Annotated in this window: 9 protein-coding genes; all 9 read left to right on the forward strand. The window is 67.3% G+C overall.

Annotation, left to right across the window (positions count from 1 at the left end; translation table 11 throughout):
* The first annotated feature begins 312 nt into the window (after window positions 1-312).
* Window positions 313-1,872 (forward strand): PPE family protein, encoded by a 1,560-nt coding sequence (locus A9W95_RS14595; protein WP_067413864.1) that lies wholly within the window; start codon window positions 313-315, stop codon window positions 1,870-1,872.
* An 18-nt stretch (window positions 1,873-1,890) separates the two neighbouring features.
* Window positions 1,891-2,787, forward strand: a complete 897-nt coding sequence (locus A9W95_RS14600) for a class I SAM-dependent methyltransferase (protein WP_067413867.1) — start codon at window positions 1,891-1,893, stop codon at window positions 2,785-2,787.
* Between the two features lie 341 nt (window positions 2,788-3,128).
* Window positions 3,129-4,982 carry a type VII secretion AAA-ATPase EccA gene (gene eccA / locus A9W95_RS14605; RefSeq protein WP_067413884.1) on the forward strand — a complete coding sequence of 618 codons (1,854 nt, stop codon included), beginning with the start codon at window positions 3,129-3,131 and terminating at the stop codon, window positions 4,980-4,982.
* Window positions 4,979-6,589, forward strand: coding sequence for a type VII secretion protein EccB (gene eccB, locus A9W95_RS14610; protein WP_067413869.1), 1,611 nt, complete (start codon window positions 4,979-4,981; stop codon window positions 6,587-6,589). Before eccA ends, eccB begins: the two co-directional genes overlap by 4 nt.
* Window positions 6,586-10,578, forward strand: coding sequence for a type VII secretion protein EccCa (gene eccCa / locus A9W95_RS14615; RefSeq protein ID WP_067413871.1), 3,993 nt, complete (start codon window positions 6,586-6,588; stop codon window positions 10,576-10,578). The genes eccB and eccCa overlap by 4 nt, the downstream gene beginning before the upstream one ends.
* Window positions 10,575-10,883, forward strand: a complete 309-nt coding sequence (locus tag A9W95_RS14620; protein ID WP_067413874.1) for a PE family protein — start codon at window positions 10,575-10,577, stop codon at window positions 10,881-10,883. Before eccCa ends, A9W95_RS14620 begins: the two co-directional genes overlap by 4 nt.
* 67 nt (window positions 10,884-10,950) lie before the next feature.
* The gene (gene esxG / locus A9W95_RS14625) at window positions 10,951-11,244 is read left to right on the forward strand and encodes a type VII secretion system protein EsxG (RefSeq protein ID WP_067413876.1); all 294 of its coding nucleotides are present in this window, start codon (window positions 10,951-10,953) and stop codon (window positions 11,242-11,244) included.
* 31 nt (window positions 11,245-11,275) lie between these two features.
* Entirely contained in the window at window positions 11,276-11,566 is a 291-nt protein-coding gene (locus tag A9W95_RS14630) for a WXG100 family type VII secretion target (RefSeq protein WP_067413879.1), read from the forward strand.
* An 8-nt stretch (window positions 11,567-11,574) separates the two neighbouring features.
* On the forward strand, window positions 11,575-12,393 hold an 819-nt coding region (locus A9W95_RS14635; protein ID WP_067413881.1), incomplete at its 3' end, for an ESX secretion-associated protein EspG.

Raw genomic sequence — 12,393 nt, forward strand, 5'->3', positions numbered from 1 at the left:
TTACTCGGCGGCCGGGTCGTCCTACTCCTCGACCCAGCTGGCCAGCAGCCCGACGGACGCGCCCGATGGCGTACGGCGCCCCGCGCGGTGGTCCGGCAGTACTGAACCCACCGCGCCGAAGCGTCATTTGTGGCGTATTTGAATTTGCTAGGCAGTTGGTGTGCGCCGATGCTGCAGCCGTATGCCGCGCGTCGTCGGCTGCTGTTGAAAACGATTTTCACATTCAGTAATCTCCATATTGCCTAATCGCTGGAGGTGAAAGTCCGTGATCGCGTGGATCGGGGGTCGACGGCCGTGACGTCGGCGGTATGGATGGCGTCGCCACCAGAGGTGCATTCGACTTTGCTGAGCAGCGGTCCTGGCCCAGGTTCGCTGGCGTTGGCCGCCGCCCAGTGGTCGATGCTCAGTGCCGAATATGCCGCGGTGGCAGATGAGCTCAGTGCCGTGTTGGGAGCCGTGCAGGGCGGGGTGTGGGAGGGGCCCACAGCCGAGCAGTATGTGGCCGCCCATCTGCCTTACCTGGCTTGGCTGTCGCAGGCCAGCGCCACCAGCGCGAGTGCGGCGACCCAACACGAAACCGCCGCCGCCGCCTACGCCGGTGCGCTGGCGGCCATGCCCACATTGGCCGAGTTGGCCGCCAACCACGCCATTCATGCCGTGCTGGTGGCGACGAACTTCTTCGGCGTCAACACCATCCCCATCGCGCTCAACGAGGCCGATTACGTGCGGATGTGGGTTCAGGCCGCCACCGCGATGAGCACCTACGAAGCGGTCACCGACACGGCGTTGATGGCCACCCCCGCCACCTCACCGGCGCCGCAGATTCTGCACGCCGAGGCCTCAGACGACGATCACGACGAACACGACGAACACGAGGGGCACGAGCACGGTGATCCGACCCAGCTGGATTACCTGGTGGCCGACCTGCTGCGCACGCTCACCGGTGGGCAGATCAATTGGGATCCCTTGGAAGAAACCATGAACGGCATCCCGATGCACGACTACACCGACGCCACGCAACCGCTGTGGTGGGTCGTTCGGTCACTCGAATTCGGCCAACAGTTCGAAACGTTCGTCCAAGAGCTGTTCACCGATCCGGCTGGGGCCCTCGAGTACGTCATCCAGCTCGCCGAGTTCGACTGGCCAACTCACCTCGCCCAGCTCGTGCCCCTGCTGCAGTCGCCGCAGTTGCTGGCAGTCGCGATGAGTGGTGCCCTCGCCAACCTGGGTGTAGTGACGGGATTTGCCGGGTTGTCCGGTCTGGCGGCGGTTCAACCTGCACCTGTGCCCTTCCTCCCGCCGCCTGCCGCCGCCGCGCCCGCGTTGTTGCCGTCGGCTGGGATGGCGCCGACCATTACTGCGTCCGCCGCGCCCGCCGCACCGGCCCCCGCCCCCGCGTCGGTGGCAAGTACGGTCGCCGGCGCAGCGCCGCCACCGCCCCCAGCGCCAGTGGCCGCGGGCTTCGGCTTCCCGTTCCTGGTAGGTGGCGGTCCCGGCATCGGTTACGGATCCGGCATGGGGGCCACCGCCAGCGCGAGCGCCAAGAAGAAGGCGCCCGAACCCGATTCGGCGGCGGTTGGCGCCGCGGCGGCCGCCCGGGAGCAGGCGCGTCGCCGGCGGCGGCGGCGCTCGGCGGTGCGCGACCATGCCGACGAGTATCTGCACGTCGGCGTCGACCCGGTCTGGGAACCACCGCCTGATGACGCAACAGCGGTCTCCGACCGGGGCGCCGGAGAGCTGGGATTCGCCGGCACGGTGGCCAAGCCAGCGGTCGACGACGTGGCAGGGTTGGCCACCTTGGGTGGCGGCGAGTTCGGTTCGGCGCCAACGACGCCAATGCTGCCGAATACTTGGGACGCCTCTCGGAACTAGCCGCGTAGGGTCGGGTGCGTGCGTAGTGAAGGTGACAGCTGGGACATCACAACGAGTGTCGGATCGACCGCACTATTCGTAGCCACCGCCCGGGCACTGGAGGCGCAGAAGCCCGACCCGCTGGCCGTCGACCCCTATGCCGAGTTGTTCGTTCGCGCCGTGGGCGGCAGCTGGGCCGACGTGCTCGACGGCAAGGCGCCCGACCACGAACTGCGCAGCGACGATTTCGGCGCGCACTTCGTCACCTTCCAGGGCGCTCGCACCAGATACTTCGACGCCTACTTCCGCCGTGCCGCCGACGCCGGAGCGCGCCAGGTCGTCATTGTGGCGGCCGGACTGGACTCGCGCGCCTATCGATTGCCGTGGCCGGATGGAACGACCGTGTTCGAACTCGACCAGCCGCAGATCTTCGAGTTCAAAGGCGAGGTGCTGGCCCAGCATGGCGCGCAGCCACGTGCCGAGCGTCGCGAAATCCCGATCGACCTACGCGACGACTGGCCGCAAGCGCTGCTCGACAGTGGCTTCGACCCGTCCCGGTCCTCGGCGTGGATCGCCGAGGGGCTGCTGATCTATCTGCCGGCGGCCGCGCAGGAGCAGCTGTTCACCGGCATCGACCGGCTGGCCAGCCCGGGCAGCCACGTCGCCATCGAGGACGGCGCGCCACTTCCCGACGACGAGTACCAGGCCAATCTGGCCGAAGAACAAGCCGCGCCGGACAAAAACCCCTTCTTCCAGTTGGTTTACAACGAACGCTGCGCACCCGCGACGGAATGGTTCGGCGCACGGGGCTGGACAGCAGTCGGCACACCGTTGAACGACTACATGCGCGAAGTGGGCCGACCCCTCCCCGGCCCGGACTCCGAAGCGGCCTCGATATTCGCGCGCAACACCCTGGTGAGCGCCGCCAAGCCCTAAGCGCCTGCTGGGGAACTTTTCTGCGTCCGCTCCCGACCACTGTGACGGCGGGGGCATCTTCATCGGTCTCGCGTGCCAACGCTTCATACCCAAGCGGCCCCCGCTTTTGTTAATGAAAATCATATTCAGTAAGCTTCCAAGCTGAGAGACACCGCCGGGAGGAGCAGCTGTATGGCCGAAAGCCCTAAAGCGCTGGTCATCGCGCTCCATCTGGGAAGCCCGGCGGTGAATCGGCCCAGGTGGAGCGCCTCGACAGTTAGCTTAGGGAATGCTAACTTCGGGAGGCTTACTGCAGGTGGAATCGGCCAATGGCGACCTTGAGTTCAGGAGACGGCGGGGGAGTGGAACGCGGTGATATCGGCATGCTCACGGCTCAGCCCGTCGCATCCCGGACCAACGGCAAGGTAGACGCTGACGTCGTCAGTCGGTTCGCGACGTGCTGCCGGGCTCTGGGCATCACGGTCTACGGACGGCAACGGCCTGCCGATCTGACGGCCGCGCGATCGGGGTTCCTCGCTCTGACGCGGGTCGCCAGCGACCAGTGCGATGCGTGGACCGGGCTGGCGGCCAGCGGCGAGCAGTCCGTACGAGTGCTCGAGGCGGTCTCGGGCACCGCGGCCACCGCCGGTCTGCTGCAGCGCCACGTCGAACTGGCGCCCAACGCATTGGGCTTCCATTACGACACCGGGCTTTACCTTCGGTTCCGCGCCACCGAGCCCGACGACTTCCACCTCGCCTACGCGGCCGGACTGGTGACCGCCGGCGAATTCGCCAAGGCGCACAACATCATTGCCGCCATCGCCGCGCGCCGCCCGAGCTGGCGTGAAGCACGCTGGCTGTCGGTGGTGGTCAACTACCGGGCCGAGCGCTGGTCGGACGTCGTCAAACTGCTCACCCCGATCGTCAACGATCCCGAACTCGACCCCTCGTTCTCCCACGCGGCCAAGATCGCGTTGGGCACCGCACTGGCGCGCTTGGGCATGTTCGCTCCGGCGTTGTCCTACCTCGAGGAGCCGGAGGGGCCGGTGCCGGTCGCGGCGGTCGACGGCGCGCTGGCCAAAGCGCTGGTGCTGCGCGCGCACGTCGACGAGGAGTCGGCGGCCGAGGTGCTGCAGGACCTGTACGCGGCACACCCGGAGAACGAGCAGATCGAACAGGCCCTGTCGGACACCAGCTTTGGCATCGTGACCACTACCGCCGCGCGCATCGAAGCCCGCACCGACCCGTGGGATCCGACCACCGAGCCCAGCGCCGAAGATTTCATTGACCCCGCGGCGCACGAACGCAAATCAGTGCTGCTGCACGAGGCCGAACGGCAACTCGCCGAATTCATCGGCCTCGACGAAGTCAAGAATCAGGTTGCGCGACTGAAGAGTTCGGTCGCCATGGAACTGGTCCGCAAGCAGCGCGGCCTGGCGGTGGCCCAACGCACCCACCACCTGATCTTTGCCGGACCGCCCGGAACCGGTAAGACGACCATCGCCCGCGTCGTCGCCAAGATCTATTGCGGCTTAGGACTTTTGAAGCGGGAGAACATCAGAGAAGTGCACCGCGCCGACCTCATTGGCCAGCACATCGGTGAGACCGAGGCCAAGACGAACGCGATCATCGACAGCGCACTGGACGGGGTGCTGTTCTTGGACGAGGCCTACGCCCTGGTGGCCACCGGCGCCAAGAACGACTTCGGACTGGTCGCCATCGACACCCTGCTGGCGCGGATGGAAAACGACCGGGACCGGTTGGTGGTGATCATCGCCGGCTACCGCGCCGACCTGGACAAGTTCCTGGACACCAACGAAGGTCTGCGCTCGCGGTTCACCCGCAGCATCGACTTCCCGTCCTACGCAGCGCACGAGCTGGTCGAAATCGCGCACAAGATGGCCGAACAGCGCGACAGCATCTTCGAGCAGGCCGCGCTGGACCATCTGGAGGAGCTGTTCGCCAAACTGGCCGCGGCAACAACACCGGACTCCAACGGCATCGCCCGGCGCAGCCTGGACATCGCCGGCAACGGCCGGTTCGTCCGAAACATCGTCGAGCGTTCCGAAGAAGAGCGCGAATTCCGGCTCGACCACTCCGAGCACGCCGGAACCGGTGAGTTCACCGACGAAGAGCTGATGACCATTACGGCCGAGGATGTGGGTAGATCGGTGGAGCCGCTGCTGCGTGGCCTTGGGCTTTCGGTGCCCGCATGACCAACAACGACCAGGATCAATGGGACGGAGCGCGGCGATCGTTCGCCTCCCGAACGCCGGTCAACGACAACCCCGATCAGGTGCGGTACCGCCGCGGCTTCGTCACTCGCCATCAGGTGACGGGTTGGCGGTTCGTGATGCGCCGCATCGCCTCCGGCATCGCCTTGCACGACACCCGTATGCTCGTGGACCCGCTGCGCACCCAATCGCGGGCGGTCTTCATGGGCGTGCTGCTGCTGATCACCGGATTGATCGGCTGTTTCGTCTTTTCGTTGATCCGGCCGAACGGCCAGGCGGGCAACAACGCGGTGCTCGCCGACCGGTCCACCGCTGCGCTTTACGTCCGCGTCGGTGACCAGCTGCACCCGGTGCTCAACCTCACCTCGGCTCGGCTGATCGCCGGTCAGCCGGTCAACCCGACCACCGTGAAAAGCACTGAGCTGGACCGTTTTGCGCGCGGCAACCTGATCGGCATTCCGGGTGCGCCGGAGCGGATGGTGCAGAACACCTCGCGCGACGCGAACTGGACCGTCTGCGACGCCGTCAGCGGCACCGCGCAGGGCAGCCGCGCGGCGCACAGCACGGGCGTCACCGTCATCGCCGGCACGCTGGACAGCAACGGCGCCCGAGCCGGCGCGCTGCAGTCCGGGCAAGCGATCCTGGTGGACAACGGAAACGGCAGCTGGCTGCTGTGGGACGGCAAGCGGAGCCGAATCGACCTGGCGGACCACGCCATCACGAACGCACTCGGCCTCGGATCCGAGGTGCCCACACCGCGGCCCATTGCCGCCGGACTGTTCAACGCGATACCCGAAGCGCCGCCGCTGACGGTCCCGGCGATCCCGAATGCCGGTAGCCCCGCCGCCTTCGCCGTGCCCGGACCGATCGGTGCGGTGGTCGAGTCCTACTCGCTCAACGCCGGCAACTCGCAATATTTCGCCGTGCTGCCCGATGGCCTGCAGCCGATCTCACCGGTGCTGGCGGCCATTCTGCGCAACGCCAATTCCTATGGGCTGCAACAGCCTCCGCGGCTGGGCGCCGACGACATCGCAAAGCTGCCGGTGTCTCGCCTGCTGGACACCGGTCGCTACCCGGCCCAGCCGGTGAACTTGGTCGACGTGGCGCGCGACCCGGTCTCCTGCGCGCACTGGACCAAGCCCTCGGGTGCGGCCACCAGCTCGCTGACCCTGCTGTCCGGTTCGGCGCTGCCGGTGCCCGAGCAGGTCCGCACCGTGGATCTGGTGGGCGCCGGAAGCAACGGCGTGGCCAGTCGCGTCGCGTTGACACCGGGAACCGGATACTTCGCGCAGTCGGTGGGCGGGGGCCCGGCCGCCCCAGCCACCGGGTCGCTGTTCTGGGTGTCCGACACCGGCGTGCGGTACGGCATCGACACCGAATCCGATCAGGGGACGGGGACCGGCGGTCACGGCAAAACCCTGGAGTCGCTTGGCCTGCAGTGGCCTCCGGTCGCTATTCCGTGGTCGATGTTGTCGCTGTTCGCCCCCGGCCCGACGTTGTCGCGGACCGACGCGCTATTGGCGCACGACGGTCTACCGCCCGACACCAAACCCGGCCGTCCCGTCACGGCCCAAGGGGAACCCCGATGAGCAGACTGATTTTCGAGGCTCGCCGCCGCCTGGCGCCGCCGACCACCCGTAAGGGCACCATCACCATCGAGGCGCCCCCCGAACTGCCGCGGGTGATTCCGCCGTCGTTGCTGCGGCGGGCGCTGCCGTACCTGATCGGGATCTTGATCGTCGGCATGATCGTCGCGCTGGTCGCCACCGGGATGCGGCTGATCTCGCCGCAGACCCTGTTCTTCCCGTTCGTGCTGTTGCTGGCGGCCACGGCGCTCTACCGCGGTGACGGCAAGAAAATGCGCACTGAGGAAGTCGACGCCGAACGCGCCGACTACCTGCGCTACCTGTCGGTGGTCCGGGACAACATTCGCGCCGCCGCCGCCGAACAACGCGCGGCCGCGCAGTGGTCGCACCCAGACCCCGCCGCGTTGGCCGCGATACCGGGATCCCGGCGCCAATGGGAGCGCGACCCGCACGATCCCGACTTCTTGGTGGTGCGGGCAGGTCGCCACTCGGCACCCCTGACCACCGCGTTGCGGGTCAACGACACCGCCGACGAAATCGACCTGGAACCGGTGTCGCACAGCGCATTACGCAGCTTGCTGGACGCCCAGCGAACCGTTCGCGACGTGCCGACCGGCATCGACCTGAGCAAGGTTTCGCGGATCACCGTGCTCGGTGACGCCGACGACGTGCGAGGTGCGGTGCGCGCCTGGATCGCACAAGCGGTGACCTGGCATGACCCCACCGTGTTGGGCGTGGCGCTGGCCGCCCGTGACGTCGAGCATCCGGACTGGTCCTGGTTGAAGTGGCTGCCGCACGTCGACATTCCCGGGCAGGTCGACGGGGTGGGCCCGGCGCGTTATCTGTCGACCGACGCTGACGAGTTGGTGGGGATGCTCGGCTCGGCGCTGGCAGACCGACCGGTCTTCACCGGCGGCCCAGCTGATGCGTTGCGGCACTTGGTGATCGTGGTGGACGACCCCGACTACGACCTGAGCACCTCGACGCTGGCGCTGGGTCGCGCGGGCGTCACCGTCATCCACCGATCCGCCACGGCGCCGCACCGCGAACAGTACTCGGACCCGGAGAAGCCGATCCTGCGCGTCGCCGGCGGAGCCATCGAGCGTTGGCAGACCGGTGGCTGGCAACCGTACCTCGACGCCGCCGACCACCTCGGCGCCGACGAGGCGTCCCACCTGGCTCGCCGGCTGTCTCGCTGGGACTCCAACCCGACCCACACCGGGTTGCGTTCGGCGGCCACGCGCGGAGCGAGTTTCACCACGCTGCACAACGTTCCGGACGCCTCGCGCCTCGACGTGCCGACCCTGTGGGCGCCGCGCCAGCGCGACGACGAGTTGCGGGTGCCGATCGGCGTCACCGCCACCGGTGAGCCGTTGATGTTCGACCTCAAGGACGAAGCCGAGGGCGGCATGGGCCCGCACGGGCTGATGATCGGGATGACCGGTTCCGGCAAGTCGCAGACATTGATGTCGATCCTGTTGTCGCTGTTGACCACTCACTCCGCAGATCGGCTGATCGTCATCTACGCCGATTTCAAGGGCGAGGCCGGCGCCGACAGTTTCCGTCACTTCCCGCAGGTGGTCGCGGTCATCTCCAACATGGCCGAGAAGAAGTCGCTGGCCGACCGCTTCGCCGACACCCTGCGCGGTGAGGTGGCCCGGCGCGAGATGGTGTTGCGCGAGGCCGGTCGCCGGGTGCAGGGCAGTGCGTTCAACTCGGTGCTGGAATACGAGAACGCGATCGCCGCCGGGCACGATCTGCCACCCATCCCAACGCTTTTCGTGGTGGCCGACGAGTTCACCTTGATGTTGGCCGATCACCCCGAATACGCGGAACTGTTCGACTACGTCGCCCGCAAGGGTCGCTCGTTCCGCATCCACATCCTGTTCGCCTCGCAGACCCTCGATGTCGGCAAGATCAAAGACATCGATAAGAACACCTCCTACCGGATCGGTTTGAAGGTGGCCAGCCCCAGCGTGTCCCGCCAGATCATCGGCGTGGAGGACGCCTACCACATCGAGGCCGGCAAGGAACACAAGGGCGTCGGCTTCCTGGTCCCCGCACCGGGCGCCGCCCCGATCAAGTTCCGCAGCACCTACGTCGACGGCATCTACGAGCCGCCGCAGACCTCCAAAACGCTGGTGGTGCATTCGGCTCCGGAACCGAAGCTGTTCACCGCCACCGCGGTCGAACCGGATCCGGGCACGATCGTCTCCGGCGCGGACGCCGACGAGCCGACCGGTCCGCCGCGCAAGCTGATCGCCACCATCGGCGATCAGTTGGCCGGGTACGGGCCGCGGGCGCCGCAGCTGTGGCTACCGCCGCTGGACGAGCCGATCGCGCTGAGCGCGGTGCTGGCGCGCGCCGGGCTACCCGGCCGGCACTGGCGGTGGCCGCTCGGCGAGATCGACCGGCCCTTCGAAATGCGCCGTGACCCATTGGTTTTCGACGCGACGTCGTCGGCCGGCAACATGGTGATCCACGGCGGTCCGAAGTCGGGTAAATCGACCGCGCTGCAAACCTTCATGCTGTCCGCGGCGAGCCTGCACTCGCCGCGCGACGTGACGTTCTACTGCCTGGATTACGGCGGTGGGCAACTACGCGCCCTGGAAGACCTGGCCCACGTCGGCAGCGTCGCCTCGCCGCTGGAACCCGAACGCATCCGTCGTACCTTCGGCGAGTTAGAGCAACTGCTGCTGGCCCGCCAGCAGCGCGAAGCGTTCCGCGACCGGCCCACCAACGGCAACGGTCACGGATCGGCCGCCGACGACGGTTACGGTGAAGTGTTCCTGGTCATCGACAACCTGTATGCGTTCGGCCGGGACAACACCGACCAGTTCAACACCCGAAACCCGTTGCTGAGCAAGGTGACCGAACTGGTCAACGTCGGCCTTGCGTACGGCATCCACGTCGTCATCACCACACCGAGCTGGCTGGAGGTGCCGCTGGCGATGCGCGACGGGCTCGGACTGCGCCTCGAACTCAAGCTGCACGATTCCCGGGACAGCAACGTGCGCGTGGTGGGCGCGCTGCGCCGTCCCGCCGATGCCGTGCCGCACGACCAGCCGGGCCGCGGATTGACCATGGCCGCAGAACATTTCCTGTTCGCCACTCCGGAGCTCAACCAAGTGGCCGCCATCAACGCGCGACACCCCGGGGTATCGGCGCCGCCGGTGCGGCTCCTACCTAACAATCTCACCCCGCAGACCGTCGGCAACCTGTACCGGGGCCCGGAGCAGATCGTCATCGGGCAACGCGAAGAAGACCTGGCGCCGGTGGTACTCGACTTCACCGAGAACCCGCTGCTGATGGTGTTCGGTGACAGCAAGTCGGGTAAGACCACGCTGCTGCGCCACATCATTCGCACCATCCGGGAGAACTCCACCCCGGACCGGGTGGCGTTCACGGTCTTGGACCGGCGGTTGCATCTGGTCGACGAGCCGCTGTTCCCGGACAACGAGTACACCGCCAACATCGACCGGGTCATCCCGGCCATGCAGGGACTGGCCAATCTCATCGAATCGCGGCGCCCGCCGGCCGGGCTGTCAGCGGCCGAACTGTCGCGGTGGAGTTATCAGGGCCACACGCACTACCTGATCATCGACGACGTCGACCAGATCCCGGATTCGGCCGCGATGAGCGGACCCTTCGTGGGTCAGCGACCGTGGACGCCGCTGATCAACCTCCTGGCCCAAGCCGGTGACTTGGGGTTGCGGGTGATCGTCACCGGACGTGCCACTGGATCAGCGCACGCCCTGATGACCAGCCCGTTGCTGCGGCGGTTCAACGACTTGCAGGCGACCACGCTGATGCTCTCCGGCAATCCCGCCGACAGCGGCAAGATCCGAGGGCAACGCTTCGGCCGGTTGCCGGCCGGCCGCGGAATCCTGTTGGGCGACAGTGACAGTCCGACCTACGTGCAATTGGTCAACCCGCTGGTAGGGGAGGCCGCAACATTCGGTGATACGCAACAGAAGGGAAGTGGATCATGACGTTGCGAGTGGTTCCGGAGGGATTAGCATCCGCCAGTGCGGCGGTCGAGGCGCTGACGGCACGGCTGGCGGCCGCGCATGCCAGCGCCGCGCCGTTGATCACTGCGGTGGTGCCGCCCGCGGCCGACCCGGTCTCGCTGCAGACCGCGGCCGGGTTCAGCGCGCAGGGTCAGGAACACACGGCGGTCGCGGCTCAAGGCGTGGAGGAACTCGGCCGCGCTGGAGTCGGTGTGGGCGAATCGGGTGCCAGCTACCTCGCCGGTGACGCGGCCGCGGCCGCGACCTACGGCATCGCCGGCGGCTGAGGGGGGAGGACCACATAGTCAACGAGGTTTCAGCGCTGAGTAATCCAACACGAGAAAAGGGAGTGTTATGAGTCTTCTGGATGCACATATTCCGCAGTTGGTGGCGTCGGAGTCGGCTTTCGGCGCCAAGGCCGGGCTGATGCGGCACACCATCGGACAGGCCGAGCAGGCCGCGATGTCCGCGCAGGCCTTCCACCAGGGCGAGTCGGCGGCGGCGTTTCAGGCCGCGCATGCCCGCTTCGTCGAAGTAGCCGCCAAGGTCAATGCCCTGCTGGACATCGCACAGGCCAATTTGGGCGACGCCGCCGGCACCTACGTGGCCGCCGACTCCGCGGCTGCCTCGACCTACACCGGGTTCTGATCCGGGCCCGCAACGAACGAAAGGATTTGTGATGTCCCAGATCATGTACAACTACCCGGCAATGCTGTCGCATGCGGGCGAGATGGCGGGCTACGCCGGCACCATGCAGGGGTTGGGCGCCGACATCTCCGCCGAGCAGGCCGCCCTGTCGAACGCCTGGCAAGGTGACACCGGGATGACCTACCAGGCATGGCAAGCGCAGTGGAACCAGGCGATGGCCGATCTGGTGCGGGCCTACCAGTCGATGGCCAGTACCCACGAAGCCAACACCATGTCGATGATGGCTCGTGACCAGGCCGAAGCCGCTAAGTGGGGCGGCTAACCGGCTAAATGCGGTCCGAGCCCAACGCCGTCGAACTGACGGTCGATCACGCGTGGTTCATCGCGGAAACGGTTGGGGCGGGGAGTTTTCCATGGGTACTGGCGATCACCCCGCCCTACTGCGATGCCGCGCAGCGGGATTCGTTCTGTGCACAGCAGCGGGACGAATTGACCCAACTGGGTCTGATGTCAGACGACGGCGTCATCAATCCAGCGGTCGCCGCCTGGATCAAGGTCGTCTGCTTTCCGGATCGCTGGCTCGACCTGCGCTACCTGGGGCCCGCCTCGGCTCATGGCGCCGCTGATCTGCTGCGCGGCGTCGTCGCCATACGGGCCGGGGCCAGGACCGCCGGCACCGTCGTCGCACTGCGCAGCGCCCAATTGATCACGTTCACCGCCATGGATATCGACGATCCCCGCGCCCTGGTCCCCGTGCTCGGGGTCGGGCTGGCGCAGCGACCGCCGGCGCGGTTCGAGGCGTTCAGCATGCCGACGCGGGTGGGCGCCCGCGCAGACGAGCGGTTGCGCTCCGGAACCCCGCTGGCCGAAGTCCTGGACTACCTCGGCATTCCGGAATCGGCTCGACCGGTGGTGGATGCGGTGTTCAACGGTCCGCGCAGCTACGTCGAAATCGTGGCCGGCTGCAACCGCGACGGTCGGCACACCACCACCGAGGTCGGCGTCAGCCTCGTCGACACCACCGCGGGCCGGGTCTTGGTAAGCCCGTCCAAAGCCTTTGACGGCGAATGGGTTTCGACGTTCGCCCCCGGTACGCCGTTTGCGACCGCCGTCGCGGTCGAACAGCTGATCGCGAATCTGCCGGACGGG

Source organism: Mycobacterium sp. 1423905.2, from assembly GCF_001673155.1.
Taxonomy (GTDB): domain Bacteria; phylum Actinomycetota; class Actinomycetes; order Mycobacteriales; family Mycobacteriaceae; genus Mycobacterium.

Excerpts from the sequence above, each read along its gene's own strand:
- A9W95_RS14595 (WP_067413864.1), top strand. The coding sequence starts at position 313 with ATGGCGTCGCCACCAGAGGTGCATTCGACTTTGCTGAGCAGCGGTCCT.
- eccB (WP_067413869.1), top strand. The coding sequence starts at position 4,979 with ATGACCAACAACGACCAGGATCAATGGGACGGAGCGCGGCGATCGTTC.
- eccCa (WP_067413871.1), top strand. The coding sequence starts at position 6,586 with ATGAGCAGACTGATTTTCGAGGCTCGCCGCCGCCTGGCGCCGCCGACC.
- A9W95_RS14620 (WP_067413874.1), top strand. The coding sequence starts at position 10,575 with ATGACGTTGCGAGTGGTTCCGGAGGGATTAGCATCCGCCAGTGCGGCG.
- esxG (WP_067413876.1), top strand. The coding sequence starts at position 10,951 with ATGAGTCTTCTGGATGCACATATTCCGCAGTTGGTGGCGTCGGAGTCG.
- A9W95_RS14630 (WP_067413879.1), top strand. The coding sequence starts at position 11,276 with ATGTCCCAGATCATGTACAACTACCCGGCAATGCTGTCGCATGCGGGC.